This window comes from Neisseria sp. HMSC070A01, from assembly GCF_001810165.1.
Lineage (GTDB): Bacteria > Pseudomonadota > Gammaproteobacteria > Burkholderiales > Neisseriaceae > Neisseria.
The window spans coordinates 94,212-113,258 of record NZ_KV800119.1 but is presented as its reverse complement, the minus strand read 5'-3'; the positions used below and the strand labels follow the sequence as shown (position 1 = coordinate 113,258).

Below are 19,047 nucleotides of genomic sequence, written 5' to 3'. Positions count from 1 at the left end.
TCAATCGACTAAAGGATTACCAATAGCCCAAGGCTTTCCACCACAAGATGCCGACAGTGCTGAAAATCAGGATTTCGACCACGCTCATGATGAAGCCGGCTTTCCACCATTCGGTCATGTTGACGTAGTTTGAGCCGTAAATGACAGGTGCGGAACCGGTGGCGTAGTGGGTCAGCGACATCATGATGCCGGTAGCGGCTGCCATAATCAGGGCAAACAGCATCGGTGGTGCGCCCAAGGCCAAGCCTGCGCCGTAGAATGCGCCGAACATGGCGGTAACGTGTGCCGTACCGCTGGCGAAAACGTAGTGGGCGTAGAGGTAGGCCAGCATCAACAAGGCACAACCGGCTTCCCAACCCAAACCCATGTGGGCGATACCGCTTTGCATGGAGTCGGACAACCAGCTGATGAGGCCCAGTTTGTTGAGGAAGTTTGCCATCATCACCAAGGCCGCGAACCAGACGATGGTATCCCACGCGCTTTTTTCTTTCAGCGCGTCGTCCCAAGTCAGTACGCCGGTCAACAGGCACAGGCTCAAGCCGAGGAAAGTAGTGGCGGTAGCGTCCACTTTCACGCCGAACAGCATTTCAGGAATACCCGCCCACAACAGCAGCAGAACTAAGAAAATACCCAGCATGATTTTTTCTTCACGCTTCATCGGTCCCATGGCAGCCAAATGCTCTTTTGCCAATGCAGTGGCGTTGGGGGTTTGTTTGATTTCAGGCGGATACAGGAAATACAGCACCAACGGCATCAGCAGCATAGCAATCAGGCCGGGTACGACCATTGCCAAGAACCAAGTACCCCAAGAGAGTTGGATTTGCGCATTGGTGGCTTTGGCAACCAATTCGACCACCAGCGGATTAGGTGCGGTGGCGGTGATAAAAATCAGACAGGTAATTACATTGGAGTGGAAATTGACCAGTGAAAGGTATTTACCGATTTTGCCTTCCGTCCCTTTTTCTGGGTCGGAGTCGAAGCTTAAGGCAATAGATTTCATAATCGGATGCACGATGGCACCGCCGCGCGCAGTATTACTCGGCGTTACCGGACCGATGACCAAGTCGGCCAGTGCCAAGCTGTAACCAACGCCCAGCGTGCGTTTGCCGAAGAGGGAAATCAAGAGGTAGCCGATACGCATACCCAAGCCAGTTTTCAACAGGCCGCGCGAGATGATGATGGCGATACCGATCATCCAGATGAGCGAGTTGTTGAGGCTGCTCAAAGCGTCTTTGGTTGCATCGGCGGCTTTTTCGTTGGTCACGCCGGTCAGTGCAACCAAGGTAATGCCCAAAATCGCCATTGCGCCGATAGGCATGGCTTTGCCGATGATGCCGGCGATGATGCCGACGAACAATGCCAAAAGATGCCATGCGTCAGGCGATACGCCTTGGGGAACGGGGATAACGAACCAGATAAGCAGCGTCAGCACAAGTGCGACCGCAGCAGGAATTGGCTTGAAGCCCATGTTGAATCTCCTAATTTGAGGATTAAAGAATTGGGAAATCGGTTTTCAGACGGCCTGAGTATTGCTTAAGGTCGTCTGAACGTATTTTGGTAGGTTCGGAAGGTATTTTTCTTAATGGGTTTCTTTTCTATCTTAGAAAGAAGAGAAAGGGGGGCGGGTATCGTTTTTCAGACGGTCTTTACAGTAACAGGCCGTCTGAAAACAATACCGATTTACTCCTGCTCCGCCGGCAGGCCGTACTCTTCGGGGAAGGTACGCAGCGAACTTTGCAGAACCGTTACCGCGCCGTCAATCAAACCGCAACGGCCGCTTCGTGGCAACAGTTGGCACAGGCTTTGCAAGGCGCGCAGGTCGTCGGGGGTGCCGATGCCGGTGTCCACGCGGTTGAGCAGGCGGGAAAGTTGGAACGTGCCGCCTTTGCACGGTGGGCATTGTCCGCATGAGTTGGCAGCAAAAAACTCCACATATTCAGATACTTTACGCACTACACTCGTGCCTTCGGAAATCACAATCATCGCACCCGTACCGAGGCTGGATTTGCGTTCGCGCACGGAAACGAAGTCCAATGGCACATCCAAATCTTTGGCAGTCAGAAGCGTGTTTGACGGGCCGCCGGTAAAGACGGCTTTAAACGTGCGGCCTTCAAGCATACCGCCGCCGTGATCGAAAATCAGTGATTTCAGCGTTGTACCCATCGGCAGCTCGTACAGGCCCGGATTCAATACGTCGCCAGAGAGCGAGTAGAGTTTCGTACCTGCGGCATCGCCCAAACCCAGCGATTTGTACCATTCCGCACCTTTGGCAAGGATTTGCGGAATATTGGCGAAGGTTTCGGTGTTGTTGATTAGGGTCGGTTCACCGTTGACACCGCTTTCGGCAGGGAAAGGCGGTTTGCGGCGAGGGAAGGGGAAACCGCCTTCCAACCATGAAATGACAGCGGTTTCTTCGCCGCCGATATAACGGCCCGAAGTTTCAACCAGCTGCAAATCCAAAGGTTTGCCCAAGTAGTTTTCAATGCGGATAAACAAATCGCTGTTTTTCCATTGCTCGATGGCCGGTGTGATGGAGGCGATGGATTCGGTTTGATGCGGGTTGATGTACAAAATCGCTTTGTTGGCGCGGCAGGCAACGGCGGCAATCAGGACGCCTTCGATAACTTGGTGCGGCGTTTTTGCCAGCAAAACGCGGTCTTTGAATGTACCCGGTTCGTCTTCGTTGGCATTGCAGACGACGTATTTGTCGCCATTTTTGCTTTGGGCGGCAACGGCAGCCTCCCATTTGCGCCAGGTCGGGAAACCTGCGCCGCCCATACCGCAAAGATTGGCTTCTTGCAGTTTGGAAACAATGCTTTGAGGATCAGCAAGCGCCGCCAACAGGCCTTCGCCGCCGCCAACTTTACGCCATGCGGCTAAATCTGCGCCGACTTGGCGGGAAGGGTGCAGTAAGTTTTGATTGGCTTGATTCATGATTGTTGCTCCTGCAAATCGGCGTGTTCGCGCAAATCGAATTTGCCGTAGTCGGGATATAAAACGGGGGCTTTGATGTCGCTGGTCAGGCCTGCACGGGTCATTTCGCGTTGCAGGTCGTGGACGTGTCCGACACCGCCGCGCACTTTTTTCAGTGGCAGGCCGCAATTTGCCGCGGCTTTACCGGCACGGCGGCCGAAGCTGATGATGTCCAGAAGTGCATTGCCCATCAGGCGGTTGCGGCCGTGGATGCCGCCGGTTACTTCGCCGGCGCAATAGAGGCCTTCCACGCAAGTCGCGCCGTCGCCGTTGATTTCGACGCCGCCGTTTTGATAGTGCAGGGTTGGATGAATCATCATCGGCTCAACAGCAGGGTCGATACCGCATTTGTGGGCGACGTGGCCGAGTGTTACCAAACGGTTCAATACATCGGGGTCGTTGGCAATCAGGCGCGGCGTATCGAGGAATACACCGACTTGACCGTCGCGCACCACGCCGCGGCCTTCGCGACATTCGCGCAGAATCGCGGCGGCAACAACGTCGCGCGGCTGCAATTCGTCAACGAAACGCTCGCCCAAACCGTTGACCAGTTTGGTGCCTGCAGAGCGGACGGCTTCAGAAATCAGCGCGCCTGCCAAGTGTGGCGGATGGGCGACGCCGGTCGGGTGGTATTGGAAAGAGTCGACATCGCGCAGTTTCGCGCCGATGCGGTAAGCCATCACCAGGCCGTCTGCAGTCGCGCCATAGTGGTTGGATGTGGCGAAACCTTGCAGGTGCAGACGTCCGCTGCCGCCGGTTGCCAAGACCACGGCTTTGGCGTGAACCAATACCAAGGAGCGTTTTTCCAAATCGTACAAAATCGCGCCGACGCAGCGGCCGTGTTCGTCCGATAATAATTCGATGGCGGGGTGGCGGTTGAGCTGAGTGATGTTTTCGTCGAGTTCGACCGCCTCGCGTAGTACGCGCATCATTTCGAGGCCGGTAAAGTCGCGGTAGCTCAAAATACGCGGCACGGTTGTACCGCCTGCACGTTTGCGACTCAGCATGCCGTTGCTGTCCGCGCCTTTGGCAAGGTCGAAAGTCATGCCCAAGCCGATCAGCCAACGGATGGCGGCCGGCGCGTCGGTAACCATTTGCGCCACCAATTCTTTTTTGCCTGCGTTGTGGCCGCCTTTGATGGTGTCGTCAAAGTGTTGCTGCAGGCTGTCTTCCGCGCCGACTGCCGCTTGAATGCCGCCTTCGGCCATCACGGTATTGCTGTCGCCGATACGCAGCTTGTTCGCCATAATCACGCGCGCGCCTGCTTCGGTCGCGGATAACGCCGCCGCCGCACCCGCACCGCCGCCGCCGATTACCAAGACGTCGGTGTTCAGGTGTTCCGCACCCGACAAATCGTAGTCGTCAATCAGAGGCTGACTGATTAAGAGTTTAGCCAGGTCAGGGTGGCAGTAATCGCCTTGGTTCGGGCCGATAGGCAGTTTCACACGCGCATCGGCCTGATAGTCAGGGTGAAATTGGCTCAGCAATTCGTTTTTTTCAGGTAAATCGCCACGCAGTTCCAATGAGGATGCACGCAGATTGGCAAGGGCGGTTTCGTAGTCTATGCCTTGAATTTTGTTAGCCATCACAGTGCCTCCTCTTCAAATTCGACTTTCATTTTGCCGCTGTCGATTTCGCGCAGGCGGCGCATCAAATCCACCGGACGCAATGTACGCGCCGCTTTCATGCGGCGGGCGAACAGGCCCAAGTGGTTTGGACGGATGTGTTCTGGGCAGGAGAGGGTGCAGAGGTTGCACATTACGCATTGGTCGAAGGTCAGCGCAGCCGCGCCGAAATCACCGGAAACTACCTGCGCTACGCCGTTTTCCACTTGCAAACCTTTAGGGCAGGCGCGGTTGCAGCCGCCACAATGACGACAGTTTTGCGCTTCGGGGAAGGCTTTGGCGGTATCGTCCAACCAGTTCCAGCCGTCGCCAATCTCACTCACGTCGTAATATTGGATATGCTCCGGAATAAAGTAGTCCAAGAAGCTGACCTGCATGCCTTCCTCTACTTTGGTCTCGCATGCCAGTGCAGTGGTTACTTCGCGCTCGCCTTCTTTACGAATCATGCAGCGGCAGGAACCGCATACGCCTTGACCCATGCAGCCGACGTTGGCAGTAATCGCATTGCCCGAACGTGCATAGGCTTGGATGATTGACGAATCGGCGGAAGCTTTGACTTCGTGGCCGTCTATGGTCAGGGTTAACAAATTTTCACTCATGATTTGTTCCTGTGAAATTGGAAGTTGGAATAGTGGATAATTTGGTTAATTGTATTTTTATTACATTTATTGCGTATGAGGAAAATATCCAAGTGATTTACTCGGAAATTCTTTTAAAATCAATGTTTATCTATATAAGGCGAAGTGTATCAGAATTTGTTGGATTTGATGATAGAGAGGGATTAGCCTTGCTTAAGGAAGAAATTGCAAACAAAATATGCCTATTATTTAGACAAATTAATTATTTATATTTGATTTTAAAGGTAAAAGAAAATTACCTTTTCAGTATATTTGCAAAAATAATCTAATATTTGCTAGTAGAAATCATTATTATATCTTAGGGTTTATATATAACTTATTGTATATATTGAATAATATCTAATTTTGTAAACAAACGAAAAGGCTGTTATAAAATTTCAGAAAATTAAATAAGTTTGACATCCGTCAAGAAGGTTGAGGGAGAGAATGACATAAATTTTACAATTGTGTATCGTATTAAAAAATAAAATGGCCGTCTGAAATGGGGATGGTTCTCTTTTAAATACAGGCTACTAAATTTTTTACTCAGATGTGTAGGGCAAATATTTCAGACGGCCTAGCAATAAGGTTATCGTTTAAAAATAATGTAGTTTTATTTCTATGTGAGCGAATGGCCAGTAGATATAGGTTATCAATAACCAAGTGATTTAATATGTTATTAAATTCTATTTAAATCAATAAGGTATGAAAATGATATTGTCTGGATTATTCATTTGAAAGCACTATTACACTATTGAAGGCCGTCTGAAAAATCGGTCTCTTAAAAAATAAACAAACCCTTCCTACCATGACTCCCGAAAAGGAACACAATCATGACCGTCATCAAGCAAGAAGACTTTATCCAAAGTATTTTCGACGCTTTCCAATTTATCAGCTACTACCATCCTAAAGACTACATTCAGGCTTTATACAAGGCTTACCAAAAAGAAGAGAACCCTGCCGCCAAAGATGCGATGGCACAGATTTTGGTCAATAGCCGTATGTGTGCCGAAGGCCATCGTCCGATTTGTCAGGATACCGGTATTGCGACCGTATTCTTGAAAGTGGGCATGGATGTACAGTGGGATGCCGAGATGAGCGTACAGGAAATGGTTAACGAAGGCGTACGCCGCGCATATACCTATCCTGACAACAAACTGCGCGCCTCCGTATTGGCCGACCCGGCTGGCAAACGTCAAAATACCAAAGACAACACGCCTGCCGTTGTACATATGGAAATCGTAAAAGGCGACAAAGTCGAAGTCACTTGCGCAGCCAAAGGCGGTGGTTCTGAAAACAAAACTAAAGTTGCCATGCTCAACCCTTCAGACAATATCGTTGATTGGGTCTTGAAAACCGTTCCTCAAATGGGTGCGGGCTGGTGTCCTCCGGGCATTTTGGGTATCGGCATCGGCGGTACGCCTGAAAAAGCAGTGTTAATGGCTAAAGAGAGTCTGATGAGCCACATCGATATTCAGGAGCTCAAAGAAAAAGCCGATTCCGGTGCAGAATTGTCTACCACCGAAGCCCTGCGCTTGGAACTCTACAAAAAAGTAAATGCCTTGGGCATCGGCGCACAAGGTTTGGGCGGCTTGAGCACCGTGCTGGATGTCAAAATCCTTGACTACCCAACCCACGCGGCTTCCAAACCGATTGCCATGATTCCAAACTGCGCGGCAACCCGCCACATCGAATTTGAATTGGACGGCTCAGGCCCGGCCAAACTGGAAGCCCCATCCTTGGAAGACTGGCCGGATCTGACTTACAGCCCGGACAACGGCAAACGTGTCGATGTCAACAATCTGACCAAAGAAGAAGTGGCTACATGGAAAACCGGCGACGTGTTGTTGTTGAACGGTAAAATCCTGACCGGCCGCGATGCCGCGCACAAACGTTTGGTTGATATGCTCAACAAAGGCGAAGAATTGCCGGTAGATTTCACCAACAAACTGATTTACTACGTCGGCCCGGTTGATCCAGTCCGTGACGAAGTTGTTGGCCCGGCCGGTCCGACCACCTCCACCCGTATGGATAAGTTTACCCGCCAAATGCTGGAACAAACCGGCCTCTTGGGTATGATCGGTAAATCCGAACGCGGCGCAGCAACTTGCCAAGCCATTGCCGATAATAAAGCCGTTTACCTGATGGCTGTCGGAGGCGCGGCATATTTGGTTGCCAAAGCCATTAAAGCATCTAAAGTCTTGGCGTTCCCAGAATTGGGTATGGAAGCGATTTACGAATTTGAAGTCAAAGACATGCCTGTTACCGTTGCGGTAGATAGCAACGGCGAATCGGTTCACGCTATTGCTCCAAAACAATGGCAGGCCAAAATCGGTATTATCCCGGTTGAAGCTTGATATTTGACTGAATAATCAAAGGCCGTCTGAACGATTTCAGACGGCCTTTTTTGTGTACAAATAATTTAAATATTTTCAAACGAGTAAATTTCCCTTCCTAAAAAACACTTGTCAAAATCAGTATTTGAAACTAGAATTCACAGCTTATCGAGTCGGAGTGTGGCGCAGTCTGGTAGCGCACTTGCATGGGGTGCAAGGGGTCGAAGGTTCGAATCCTTTCACTCCGACCAAAAGATTTAAGGACTTAACCTGTTTTTCCGGTTAAGTCCTTTTTGTTTTTACTCTTCAAGTTTCAATATAGATTGCTCACTTCGGTATAGGCTATTAGGCTGAAAACAATCTTGCAATCTTGTGGAGCAGTATAATGATTTTGTGTAGCAAAGGCCGTCTGAAAAATAACGGTAAAACAAAACCTGCTTAAAAAAGCAGGTTTTGTTGTTTATAAAGCAGGTCTATTCGGCACTATCTTTCAGCGTGTCTTTATAAGTATAAAGATACGATGCGCCGACAAAGGATGCGCCACCGACGACATTACCCAGGAATACGGGAATCGTGTTGAAGAAAAACTGCCCCCATGTGATGTTTGCGCCTGCCAAAATGCCGGCTGGGATAACGAACATATTGGCGACAAGGTGTTGGAAGCCGTTTAATACGAAAATCATGACGGGGAACCAAATGGCCAGCATTCGTCCGGTTGTGTTTTTAGCGGCAAAGTGCAGCCACGCGCCCATGCAGACCATCCAGTTACATGCGACTGCCGATACGAAAGCACGGCCGAAATCCATATGGACTTTTGCTTCTGCCACAGCAATGGTTTTTTCTGCCACGCTGCCTTCGGTCATGCCGACATAGTGTCCGAGAAAAAACGCCATCGCCAGCGTGCCTACCAAATTGCCCATGCAAACGATAACCCAGTTTCGCAGCAGCATTTTAGAGGAAATCCGTCCGGCCAATCTGCCTAAAGACATAATCATCATATTGCTGGTTACCAGCTCGCCGCCGCCAAGCAGGATACAAATCAAGGCGATGGGGAATACGGCGGCACCGAGTAAAGTCGCGACACCGCCCCATTCGTGCGGAATGCCGCTGACTACTTTTAAATAGGCAAGATAACCGAAGCCGATGTATCCGCCGGCCAAAATGCTCAAAATTGCCAGTGTGGGGATGCTGGATTGTGCTTTGGCGCAGCTTTTGTCGAGAACAACCTGTAAAATTTCCTGTGGGTATAAATCGCGCGAAGCCATGATGTTCCTTAAAGTGGGTTGAGGAGGAAACGTTGTTTTAAAGGTGGTACAAACTGTCGCGGTAGAGTAGTGTTATAGGGAGCCGGTGTACGGTCTTTGTCTTATCAATAAGCTTGAATTAAACCTAAAAAACAGATACTTCGCCTTGCTTTAGCTCAAAAGAAATATTATTACATTTTGTCTCCATATTCAAAAAGGCCGTCTGAACATTGAAATTTCAGACGGCCTGGTTTTGATTTCTTAAACTGACAAATGAGCCAGCTTTGCATTGCCTTCTCGTGGAATAGGGCGCGGATTGCCTTGTGCATCGATAGCGACGTAAGTGAATACGGCTTCGGTAACCAGTTGGCGGTCTTCCGTTACCATATCGTTCATCAAAGTCTTTACCCACACTTCGATTTTCAGTTGCAAAGAAGTATTGCCTACTCGGACGCAATGACCATAGCAGCATACAACGTTGCCGACCTTTACCGGTCTGATGAAATTCATTTCTTGAACGGCCACGGTGACAATTCGTCCCTGTGCGATTTCTGCCGCCAAAATACCGCCGCCCAGATCCATTTGCGACATAATCCAGCCGCCGAAGATGTCCTGATTAGGGTTGGTATCGCGCGGCATGGCTACTGTACGCAATAAAAGTTGTCCTTCGGGAGCGGCATGGGTTTGTTTGTTGTCAATCATAAAAAAATCCTGTCAAAAAGTGGTATTTTACGCCATTTGTGGCGCTAAACCTATGTAGGCCGTCTGAAAAATCAGCAGGTAAAGTGTTACAATTAAATATATTCATCAGACAAAGGAGAAAGCTCATGCATCCGATTCAAGAACCACGAAATAGCGGCCTTTTACGCGTATCCGACATTCACGAAATCTATTGGGAAGAGTCAGGCAATCCTGATGGACACCCCGTGATTTTCCTGCATGGCGGCCCCGGAGCAGGCGCATCACCGGCTTGCCGAGGCTTTTTCAATCCAGAACAGTTCCGCATCGTCATCATCGACCAACGCGGCTGCGGACGTTCCAAACCGTATGCGTGTATCGAAGACAATACTACATGGGATTTGGTTGCCGATATCGAAAAAGTACGCGAAATGCTCGGCATTCAAAAATGGCTGGTTTTCGGCGGCTCATGGGGCAGCACCTTGTCGCTGACTTATGCCGAAACCCATCCCGATCGCGTCAGCGGCTTAGTTTTGCGCGGTATTTTCCTATGCAGGCCGTCTGAAATGGCATGGCTGAACGAAGCAGGCGGCGTCAGCCAAATTTATCCGGCTCAATGGCAAAAATTCATTGCTCCCGTAGCCGAAAACAAACGCAAAACCCTAATCAAAGCCTACCATGAAATGCTGTTCAGCGAAGATGAAGCCACGCGCCTCAAAGCAGCCAAATCATGGGCAGACTGGGAAAGCTACCTTATTCAGTTTGAACCCAAAGACGTGGATGAAGACCCGCAAGCCTCCCTTGCCATCGCAAGAATGGAAAACCATTATTTCGTGAACGAAGGCTGGCTGCAGGGCGATAAAGCCATCTTGGAAAACATCGAAAAAATCCGCCATATTCCAACCATCATCGTCCAAGGCCGCTACGACCTATGCACTCCAATGCAAAGCGCATGGGAACTCTCGCAAGCCTTCCCTGAAGCAGAATTGAGAATTGTTCAAGCAGGCCACTCTTCTTTTGATCCCTCGCTTTCTGAAGCATTAGTGAAAGCGGTAGAGGATATTAGAAGCAAGTTATAAAGGTTAATCAATAACAATGCCGTCTGAAAAAGTTTCAGACGGCATTTTTTATATTTACATATTAAATTTAATATCATATTATCATTGCATTTGTATCAATTTGAATTTTTTAGAATTTCAATATGAGCCCCCTAATTTACTACGCCCATTCCGCCCAAGACAAACTCGGCAATCTCTTGCCTTACAAACATTGGCAAACCTTGCAAAGCCATTTGGTCAATGTTGGGGAAATAGCGGCGGAGTTTGCCCGGGTATTTGATGCACAGGAAATTGCTTGTCAGACGGGAAAGCTTCATGACTTAGGGAAATATCCAGTAGCCTTTAATCGCCGATTGCATGGTGGCCCTCAGTCAATCATGCTACTGTTGTAGTCAAAATTGCAAAAACGCTTGCTTCAGGGTGGGTTCCAAAGTATAAACTGTGGTTATCTTACTTAGGCTAGATAACTTTAATTAATGAATTAAAAGGCAAAAATAATGGAAATTAAACAAACCAATTCAACTATCAAATCTCGTGCGGCGGTGGCATTCGCCCCAAATCAACCCTTACAAATTGTGGAAATCGATGTAGAAATGCCGCGTAAAGGCGAGGTGTTAATTCGTAACACTCATACTGGCGTGTGCCATACTGATGCGTTTACGTTATCAGGAAGCGATCCTGAAGGCGTATTCCCTGTGGTACTTGGGCATGAAGGTGCGGGTGTGGTTGTTGCTGTGGGCGAAGGTGTGTCAAGCGTAAAACCGGGTGATCACGTTATTCCGCTTTACACCGCTGAATGTGGAGAATGTGAGTTTTGTCGTTCAGGTAAAACCAACTTGTGCGTCTCAGTGCGTGATACGCAAGGTAAAGGCTTAATGCCGGACGGCACGACGCGTTTTTCTTATCAAGGTCAGCCGATCTATCACTATATGGGCTGTTCGACTTTCAGCGAATATTCTGTTGTTGCCGAAGTTTCACTGGCGAAAATCAACCCGGAAGCCAACCACGAACATGTATGTTTGCTCGGCTGCGGCGTTACTACGGGTATTGGTGCGGTACATAACACGGCAAAAGTGCAAGAAGGCGACTCTGTGGCCGTGTTTGGCTTGGGGGCGATTGGTTTGGCGGTGGTGCAAGGTGCGCGTCAAGCGAAAGCCGGCCGCATTATCGCCATTGATACCAATCCTGCAAAATTCGAGTTGGCAAAACAGTTCGGTGCAACGGATTGTTTGAACCCGAACGATTACGATAAACCGATCAAAGATGTGTTGTTAGACATCAATAAATGGGGCATTGACCATACCTTTGAATGTATCGGCAACGTAAATGTAATGCGTCAAGCATTAGAAAGTGCACATCGAGGTTGGGGACAATCCATTATCATCGGCGTAGCAGGTGCAGGACAAGAAATTTCAACTCGTCCGTTCCAGTTGGTAACAGGTCGTGTTTGGAAAGGCACGGCGTTTGGTGGCGTGAAAGGCCGTTCTGAACTGCCGAAAATGGTCGAAGATTCAATGAAAGGCGACATCGAGTTAGAACCGTTTGTGACCCATACAATGACACTTGATCAAATCAATGAAGCCTTTGAGTTAATGCACGAAGGTAAATCGATCCGCGCTGTTATTCATTACTAAGGTACGCGATGAAACTGATTGAACAACATCAAATTTTTGGCGGTTCGCAACAAGTTTGGGCACACCATGCCCAAACGTTGCAATGCGAAATGAAATTTGCCGTCTATTTGCCGGATAATCCAGAGAATCGACCACTTGGTGTGATTTATTGGCTTTCCGGCTTGACGTGCACTGAACAAAATTTCATTACCAAATCAGGCTTTCAGCGTTACGCGGCAGAACATCAAGTGATTGTGGTTGCGCCCGATACCAGCCCTCGCGGAGAGCAAGTGCCGAACGATGCGGCTTACGATTTAGGGCAAGGTGCAGGCTTTTATTTGAATGCGACCGAGCAACCTTGGACGACGAATTATCAGATGTATGATTATGTCTTGAACGAATTGCCTGATCTGATTGAAGCAAATTTCCCTACTAACGGCAAACGTTCCATTATGGGACATTCAATGGGCGGACACGGCGCATTGGTATTGGCATTGCGAAATTGGGAACGTTATCAAAGTGTCTCTGCCTTTTCGCCCATTTTGTCGCCAAGCATCGTGCCTTGGGGAGAAAAAGCCTTTTCTGCCTATTTAGGGAAAGATCGCGAAAAATGGCAGCAATATGATGCCAGCTCGCTCATTCAACAAGGCTATAAAGTGCAAGGTATGCGCATTGATCAGGGCTTGGAAGATGAGTTTTTGCCAACACAATTGCGTACCGAAGATTTTATCGAAACCTGCCGTGCGGCAAACCAACCGGTCGATGTGCGCTTCCATAAAGGCTACGATCATAGCTATTACTTCATCGCCAGTTTTATTGGTGAGCATATTGCTTATCATGCGGCATTTTTGAAGTAAACCAAAGAAGTAATTTGTGTTAATAAATTAAAAAGGCATCGGGATTGATGCCTTTTATTTTTTATAAATTATGAAAAATAATGCGATTAAAATGAGCTAGCTTGCCCACTCTCATTTAAATATCTCCCCATTCCAATCCAAATCGCTGTAAATATTTCCTCAATCGGTCGCTGTCATTGACTTTTGCTCTTTCTGTTCGAGAAATATTGAATAAAGCGCGACCGGCGGCGGCCATATTGGGGTGTTTGCGGCATTCGTCGATAACGTGTTGCAGTTGCAGTTTGTCGAACAAATCCAATGTGTCCCAATCGACTTTATCGGGGTAGCCTTGTGCTTTTTCAGACGACCTGTTATGTAGGAGGCCGTCTGAAAAGGGTTCTTCCGACCATAACCATTTGAGGCGTTCGATTTCGGCTTGGACTTGTTCTACCTGTATCCTGCCTTGAGGTGCGAGTGTTGCCAGGCGCATGATGCTGGCGGCTAGGTCGCGGAAGTTGCCGCGCCATGGGGCTTGGTTGGAGTGGGCGAAGGCAAGGTAGGCGGCCAGGGCTTCTTTGTTGAAGCGGGTGGTTCGGCCGAGTTCCTGTGAAGCTAGGGCGAGCTGATGTTCGACGTTGGGCTCGATGTCTTCGCGGCGGTCGGAGAGTGCGGGCAGTGGGTAGTTCCAGATGTTGATACGGGCGAACAGGTCTTCGCGGAAGCGTCCGGCGCGGATTTCGTGGCGTAGGTCGCGGTTGGTGCCGGCGATGAGCTGGAAGTCGCTTTTGACTTCGCTGTCGCTACCGACGGGATAAAAGTGTTTTTCTTCAATGGCTTTGAGCAACATGGCTTGTTCGTCCAAGCCTAATTCGCCGATTTCATCTAAAAACAATACGCCGCCGTCGGCAGTTTTTAGGTAGCCTTCACGCTTTTCCGCCGCGCCGGTAAAGGCGCCTTTTTTGTGGCCGAACAAGGCAGATGCTGCGCCGTCGCCGCGAAGGGTGGCGCAGTTTACATCGACAAATGTGCCTTTAATCAGATGGCGCGCTTTTTTCAATTCAAAAATCCTGCGTGCCAGCATAGATTTGCCCGCGCCTGTCGGGCCGGAGAGCAGAATGGGGGAAGGAGAGTTGAGCGCGACTTGTTCAATTTCGGCAATCATGCGGTTGAAGGCGGCGTTTTGGGTAGAAATGCCGCTTTTCAGGTAGCGCACTGCATCGTCGCGTACAGCGGCAAGGCGTTCGGCCAGTACGTCGTAACGGGCTAAGTCTAAATCGATGATTTCATAACTACCGACATTGCCGTCCTCCATACTGCGTCTTTGATTTTTGGGTGGAGCGGTTTGTAACAATACGCCGGGGATTTGACGAGATTCCACCAATAAAAACAGGCAGATTTGGGCAACGTGTGTACCTGTGGTGATGTGGGTGAGATAGGTTTCTTCTTCTGTATCAAATGGATAACCCGCCGCCCAATCGTGCAGTTTGGTATAAACCTCGGAGAAATCCCACGGATTTGTCAGCTCCATAGGCACAAGATTGACGGCTGTGTGCGGCGACACCTGTTGAATATCGGCTTTTACATGATCTGCCAGCTCGCGGTATTTCTCCGCATAAAACAGCTCCATGCGGTCAAGATGAAAATCCTGACGCTGATTCATGGCGACATTCGGCCGCCATTTCTGCCAACGCCCTTGACCGAAACCACTGTCCAATACCGTACCGAGAAAGCTGACAGCGACTTGTTTTTTAGGATGGGTATTCATGTTTCAGACGGCCTTTAAATTATTTTTTCCAAGACAAATTTGCCGTTTACTTAGCCGCAAGCGTTTGTCCAAATCATCGAATCGCATCATATATCCTTTTATATTTTATTTTCTATATAGCTATCTATAAATATATTTTTTACTATTCTACGCTTCTTGCCGATAAAAGCTACTTTAAAATATATTTTCTTTATATTCAATCAATTAAAAATTATTTTTATAAAAATTTTATTCTTGGCACGCTGTTGGCTATGTTGTGAATGTAACGATACAGCAGATGCTTCGGGAAATACAGTTACCGGAGAAAAATTTTCCGTAAATTTAGTTGCTGTGTGGTTACAGGGCGAATGCCGACAAGACTACATTTGGATTAACAGGTTCGAATCCTGTCTCGTCTGATAGACGTTGAACGTCTTGTTTATTTAGTCGCCCACCCTTTTTCAATATGGCAGGCAAATGCCTAGGGAAACTACAACATGGATATCCTTATGTCGCAGGTTCGAGTCCTGTCTCTGTTGTTTCAAATAGCAGAGTAGCTCAGTTGGTAGAGCCAAGGCATGTTTCCCTTAAAAACTTGTTGCGTGCCATATTATTTTTACGGCAGCAGGCGGATGCCCGGAGAGAGTACATTAACCTTTCACGTTAAAACCGTTTCTCTTCATGTTTATCTGCTACGCTGCCACTCATTCAAGGCCGTCTGAAATATTCAGGCGGATCGATATAAAAACCGTTTTCGGTGCATTCGGCAAATGCCGGAGGAATTACAGCCTGCTAAGCGCGAGGTCGCGGGTTCGAATCCCGTCTCTGCCGCCAACTATGGCAGAGTAGCTCAGTGGATAGAGCGCGTAAAAATTTCTCCACTCTTTGTTGCCTAATGTACCACCCCTTATGGGTGAATGCCATTAGGATTACATTCCTTCCTTGCTACAAACCTGAATGATCCTAATTAAACTAGTCGCCCTACGGCAGTAGGCGGATGCCCGGAAGAGAATACATTAGCTTTCAGTTAAAAACGCTTCTCTTCATCTTTAGCCGCCACACTGCCACCCATTCAAGGCCGTCTGAAAAACAAAGCTAAAACAAGTTCAGACGGCCTCAAACCAACAATATGAAAGAAAATGAAAATGGCTAATACTACCTTGTTTCAATCTATTAAAAACCGTTTGACTAAAACCGACACTTATAATGAAGCCGGCGGCATCGCCTACACACTGACACACAAACAACAGCTGGCCCAGCTTGCCGCTACCGGATGTCTGAACAATACCTACTATGCCGATGCCCAAAGTCAGCTTGACCAAGTGTTGAAATTGGCAGAAAACCTGGATGCCGAGTTTATCGCCAAAACCGCCGTGTATGCCCGTCAAAAAGGTTTCATGAAAGACATGCCAGCGCTGTTGCTTGCCGTGTTGGCACAAAAAGACGTGAACATGCTCGCCCGCGTATTCGACCAAGTGGTGGACAACGGTAAAATGTTGCGTAACTTCGCACAAATTATCCGTAGCGGCGCAGTCGGCAGAAAATCTTTCGGCAACCGTCCGAAAAAACTGATGCAGACTTGGCTTTTGACCGCTACCGAAAAACAACTGCTTAACGCCGCCGTCGGTAATTCACCGTCGCTGGCAGACGTGGTCAAAATGGTGCATCCCAAACCGCGTGAAGCATGGCGTGCCGCTTGGTTTGCATGGCTGATCGGCAAACCTTACGACCGCGAAGCATTGCCGCCCATTACCCGCGCTTTTGAAGACTACAAACAAAGCCGAGAAGGCGAATTGCCCAATGTTCCCTTCCAAATGCTCACCGCTTTAGACTTGAACAGCGGCGACTGGGCAGAGATTGCCCGCAACGGCTCATGGCAGCAGGTTCGTCAAAACCTGAACACTTTCCTGCGCCACGAAGTGTTTGCCAAAAGTAAAAACATCAAAATGGTGGCAGAAAAACTGCGTGACGAAACCGCCATTGCCCGCGCCCGCGTCCTGCCTTACCAATTGCTGACCGCGTATCAGGCAACATCTAATCAAATGCCGTTTGAAATCCGCGAAGCGCTGCAAGATGCGATGGAAACCGCCGTACAAAACGTACCGGCCATCCGAGGCAAAGTCGTGGTTTGCCCGGACGTCTCCGGCTCTATGCGCAGCTCGGTTACCGGCTATCGAGGCAGCGCAACCAGCAAAACCCGCTGCATCGACATTGCCGCACTCGTATCCGCCGCCATGTTGCGTACCAACCCGCAAGCCCGCGTAATTCCGTTTGAACAAATCACGGTAAACGTGAAGCTCAATCCGCGCGACAGCATCATGACCAACGCCGAAAAACTCGCCAACATCGGCGGCGGCGGAACGGCTTGCAGCGCACCGCTCGCCATGCTGAACCGTGAAAAAGCCGACGTGGATTTGGTCGTCATCGTGTCAGACAACGAAAGTTGGGCAGATGAAAGCCAAGGATGGGGCGCAACAACCAGCCTGATGAAAGAGTGGGACATTCTGAAACGACGTTGTCCGGAAGCCAAACTCGTTTGTCTGGATATCCAGCCCTATACCCAGGCTCAAGCACGAAATCGTCACGATATCTTGAACATCGGCGGCTTCTCCGATCAAGTGTTCACGCTCATCGGTTCATTTGCCGAACGAGGTATGGGTACAGATTTCTGGGTAGAAGAGATTGAGAAAACGCAGTTGGCAGCTGTGAACTGAAGCTAAGGCCGTCTGAAAAAAGGGTGGAAATATTTTTCAGACGGCCTATTTATTCAGGGCAAGCTGAGAAAAAGAATAAGGAAACAAAATGCAAAAATTCATCTTAATCCGCGGTCATCAAGGTTCGGGAAAATCGACTTTCGCCGAACAAAAAGCCGCTGAATTTAAAGCGCAGTATCCGGATGCGGAAGTGGTCCGTATTGAAAACGATTTGTTCATTACCGATGAATACGGTGAGTATCATTGGTCGGGTGAAGCAGTGGATAAGGCGCAGAAACGCGGTAATGCCTTGATGACTGAAACTTTGAGACTTGGACGCCAAAATCCGAATCGAAATATTCTGATCATTAATTCCAATACCAACCAAAAAGCTTCGCGTTGCCGTCATTTATTGGATCAGGCGGAGAAAAGCGGTTTTGAAACAGAGGTCTATCGACTGCACAATTTCTATCCCAACCTGCATGGCGTGAAAGAGCATGACGTATTGGCGGCGTATATCAAGCTGAACCAAAACCGAGTGGCAAACGAAATCCATATCGAGGCCGTGCAACCGGCAAATGCGGAGCAGTTAGAAAAAATCGAACAGATGCAGGCTGTCGAGCATAAGCCGCTGGTGTTTGATGAAGCGCAGCAAACCTTTGTGACCGATCACTATCTGCAACACGGCAGCCGCAACTTTACCGCCAAAGCATCCAAGCACTATCCTGAATTGCGCGTGTTGAAATACGCCCGCAGCGTGTTCTATAACAACCGCTTTGATGATGCTTTGCTGGAAATGCGCGGTTTGATTATCGACGCGCACAACCGCATCATCGTGCGTCCGTTTAAAAAAGTGTTCAATTATTCGGAACGTATCGCCAAAGGCAGCCGTTATCCGATCCGAATCAGCGACGAGAGATTGGTGGATGCGGTCGTAAAAGTAAACGGCTTCCTCGGCTGCTGCACTTTCGTCTCGCTTTCAGACGACCATCCGTCTAAAGGCGCTTCGTTTGACGGCAAAGTGCTGTATTCGACTACCGGTTCGCTTGATAGCGCGTTTGCAGACATGACCGCCGCACACTGCGCGCAATACGAAACCTTGTTCCGCGCTTATCCGAACCACACTTTTTTGTTTGAAATCACAGACGCGAAAGACGTTCACATCATCCGTGAAGAATTGGGCGAAACCTTAATCGGCTGCATTGACGTGGCGACCGGCCGTCAGTTTAGCGAAGCGGAATTGGACAAAATCGGCAAACAATACGGCGTTCGCCGTCCTGAAACGCTGAAAAACATCACGTTTGGCGAGCTGAAAGGCCGTCTGAAAAATGTGGAACACGAAGGCTTTATGGTATTTGATGCCCAAAACGGCGAAATGCTGTTCAAACTCAAATCACCGTATTACCTGATTTCCAAGTTTTTAGGACGAAGCAACGAGGGCAATATCAGCCGCAAACTGGATAAACGCCATGTTGATGAAGAATTTTACCCTTTGATTGACTATATCCACGAGCATCAGGAAACATTCAATGCCATGTCGGAATTGGATAAAATCGCGTTTATTCAGGCGTTTTTGAAGCAGTTGTAAGGCCGTCTGAAAAATGCTATATGCTTGTGTTAGTATAGCGCT

Annotated in this window: 13 protein-coding genes, 1 tRNA gene and 1 pseudogene; 8 read left to right on the top strand and 7 right to left on the bottom strand. The window is 48.9% G+C overall.

What is annotated here, in order from left to right:
- Positions 1 to 16 precede the first annotated feature (16 nt).
- The 4 genes from HMPREF2711_RS01760 to HMPREF2711_RS01745 all read right to left on the bottom strand — a co-directional run bounded on the left by HMPREF2711_RS01760 (position 17) and on the right by HMPREF2711_RS01745 (position 5,197).
- Positions 17 to 1,468, bottom strand: coding sequence for a DASS family sodium-coupled anion symporter (locus HMPREF2711_RS01760; RefSeq protein WP_003746210.1), 1,452 nt, complete (start codon positions 1,466 to 1,468; stop codon positions 17 to 19).
- Between the two features lie 212 nt (positions 1,469 to 1,680).
- Positions 1,681 to 2,934, bottom strand: a complete 1,254-nt coding sequence (locus tag HMPREF2711_RS01755) for a complex I 51 kDa subunit family protein (protein WP_003746212.1) — start codon at positions 2,932 to 2,934, stop codon at positions 1,681 to 1,683.
- Positions 2,931 to 4,559 (bottom strand): FAD-binding protein, encoded by a 1,629-nt coding sequence (locus HMPREF2711_RS01750; protein WP_070615338.1) that lies wholly within the window; start codon positions 4,557 to 4,559, stop codon positions 2,931 to 2,933. Before HMPREF2711_RS01750 ends, HMPREF2711_RS01755 begins: the two co-directional genes overlap by 4 nt.
- Positions 4,559 to 5,197, bottom strand: a complete 639-nt coding sequence (locus HMPREF2711_RS01745; RefSeq protein ID WP_003746216.1) for a 2Fe-2S iron-sulfur cluster-binding protein — start codon at positions 5,195 to 5,197, stop codon at positions 4,559 to 4,561. The genes HMPREF2711_RS01750 and HMPREF2711_RS01745 overlap by 1 nt, the downstream gene beginning before the upstream one ends.
- 851 nt (positions 5,198 to 6,048) lie before the next feature.
- Here HMPREF2711_RS01745 and HMPREF2711_RS01735 point away from each other — a divergent pair.
- Together HMPREF2711_RS01735 and HMPREF2711_RS01730 are read left to right on the top strand one after the other, a co-directional pair.
- A complete protein-coding gene (locus tag HMPREF2711_RS01735; protein ID WP_003746217.1) occupies positions 6,049 to 7,572 on the top strand; it encodes a fumarate hydratase in 1,524 nt (507 codons plus the stop codon).
- A 153-nt stretch (positions 7,573 to 7,725) separates the two neighbouring features.
- Positions 7,726 to 7,802: transfer RNA gene (locus HMPREF2711_RS01730), tRNA-Pro, on the top strand.
- Positions 7,803 to 8,024: 222 nt separating this feature from the next.
- Here HMPREF2711_RS01730 and HMPREF2711_RS01725 read toward each other — a convergent pair.
- Together HMPREF2711_RS01725 and yciA are read right to left on the bottom strand one after the other, a co-directional pair.
- A complete protein-coding gene (locus tag HMPREF2711_RS01725) occupies positions 8,025 to 8,816 on the bottom strand; it encodes a formate/nitrite transporter family protein (protein WP_003746219.1) in 792 nt (263 codons plus the stop codon).
- A gap of 240 nt (positions 8,817 to 9,056) precedes the next feature.
- The gene (gene yciA / locus HMPREF2711_RS01720; RefSeq protein ID WP_003746221.1) at positions 9,057 to 9,497 is read right to left on the bottom strand and encodes an acyl-CoA thioester hydrolase YciA; all 441 of its coding nucleotides are present in this window, start codon (positions 9,495 to 9,497) and stop codon (positions 9,057 to 9,059) included.
- A 125-nt stretch (positions 9,498 to 9,622) separates the two neighbouring features.
- Here yciA and pip point away from each other — a divergent pair, with 125 nt between their 5' ends.
- The 4 genes and pseudogenes from pip (at position 9,623) to fghA (ending at position 13,001) form a co-directional block, all read left to right on the top strand.
- Positions 9,623 to 10,552 carry a prolyl aminopeptidase gene (gene pip, locus HMPREF2711_RS01715; protein ID WP_070615335.1) on the top strand — a complete coding sequence of 310 codons (930 nt, stop codon included), beginning with the start codon at positions 9,623 to 9,625 and terminating at the stop codon, positions 10,550 to 10,552.
- Between the two features lie 122 nt (positions 10,553 to 10,674).
- Positions 10,675 to 10,916: pseudogene (locus HMPREF2711_RS11230) on the top strand (hypothetical protein); the annotation flags it as partial.
- Between the two features lie 139 nt (positions 10,917 to 11,055).
- Positions 11,056 to 12,165 carry an S-(hydroxymethyl)glutathione dehydrogenase/class III alcohol dehydrogenase gene (locus HMPREF2711_RS01710; protein ID WP_196794543.1) on the top strand — a complete coding sequence of 370 codons (1,110 nt, stop codon included), beginning with the start codon at positions 11,056 to 11,058 and terminating at the stop codon, positions 12,163 to 12,165.
- Positions 12,166 to 12,173: 8 nt separating this feature from the next.
- Positions 12,174 to 13,001: an S-formylglutathione hydrolase gene (gene fghA, locus HMPREF2711_RS01705; protein WP_003746248.1), complete on the top strand. Its 828-nt coding sequence runs from the start codon at positions 12,174 to 12,176 to the stop codon at positions 12,999 to 13,001.
- Positions 13,002 to 13,116: 115 nt separating this feature from the next.
- Here fghA and rtcR read toward each other — a convergent pair whose 3' ends face one another.
- The gene (gene rtcR / locus HMPREF2711_RS01700) at positions 13,117 to 14,745 is read right to left on the bottom strand and encodes an RNA repair transcriptional activator RtcR (RefSeq protein WP_070615332.1); all 1,629 of its coding nucleotides are present in this window, start codon (positions 14,743 to 14,745) and stop codon (positions 13,117 to 13,119) included.
- Between the two features lie 1,118 nt (positions 14,746 to 15,863).
- Here rtcR and HMPREF2711_RS01695 point away from each other — a divergent pair.
- Positions 15,864 to 17,438 carry a TROVE domain-containing protein gene (locus HMPREF2711_RS01695; protein WP_070615329.1) on the top strand — a complete coding sequence of 525 codons (1,575 nt, stop codon included), beginning with the start codon at positions 15,864 to 15,866 and terminating at the stop codon, positions 17,436 to 17,438.
- Positions 17,439 to 17,526: 88 nt separating this feature from the next.
- Entirely contained in the window at positions 17,527 to 19,005 is a 1,479-nt protein-coding gene (locus tag HMPREF2711_RS01690) for an RNA ligase (protein WP_003746255.1), read from the top strand.
- Positions 19,006 to 19,047: the final 42 nt, after the last annotated feature.

Bases quoted from the DNA above. Each gene is read 5' to 3' on its own strand.
- HMPREF2711_RS01760 (WP_003746210.1), bottom strand. From the start codon at position 1,468: ATGGGCTTCAAGCCAATTCCTGCTGCGGTCGCACTTGTGCTGACGCTG.
- HMPREF2711_RS01755 (WP_003746212.1), bottom strand. From the start codon at position 2,934: ATGAATCAAGCCAATCAAAACTTACTGCACCCTTCCCGCCAAGTCGGC.
- HMPREF2711_RS01750 (WP_070615338.1), bottom strand. From the start codon at position 4,559: ATGGCTAACAAAATTCAAGGCATAGACTACGAAACCGCCCTTGCCAAT.
- HMPREF2711_RS01745 (WP_003746216.1), bottom strand. From the start codon at position 5,197: ATGAGTGAAAATTTGTTAACCCTGACCATAGACGGCCACGAAGTCAAA.
- HMPREF2711_RS01735 (WP_003746217.1), top strand. From the start codon at position 6,049: ATGACCGTCATCAAGCAAGAAGACTTTATCCAAAGTATTTTCGACGCT.
- HMPREF2711_RS01725 (WP_003746219.1), bottom strand. From the start codon at position 8,816: ATGGCTTCGCGCGATTTATACCCACAGGAAATTTTACAGGTTGTTCTC.
- yciA (WP_003746221.1), bottom strand. From the start codon at position 9,497: ATGATTGACAACAAACAAACCCATGCCGCTCCCGAAGGACAACTTTTA.
- pip (WP_070615335.1), top strand. From the start codon at position 9,623: ATGCATCCGATTCAAGAACCACGAAATAGCGGCCTTTTACGCGTATCC.
- fghA (WP_003746248.1), top strand. From the start codon at position 12,174: ATGAAACTGATTGAACAACATCAAATTTTTGGCGGTTCGCAACAAGTT.
- rtcR (WP_070615332.1), bottom strand. From the start codon at position 14,745: ATGAATACCCATCCTAAAAAACAAGTCGCTGTCAGCTTTCTCGGTACG.
- HMPREF2711_RS01695 (WP_070615329.1), top strand. From the start codon at position 15,864: ATGAAAATGGCTAATACTACCTTGTTTCAATCTATTAAAAACCGTTTG.
- HMPREF2711_RS01690 (WP_003746255.1), top strand. From the start codon at position 17,527: ATGCAAAAATTCATCTTAATCCGCGGTCATCAAGGTTCGGGAAAATCG.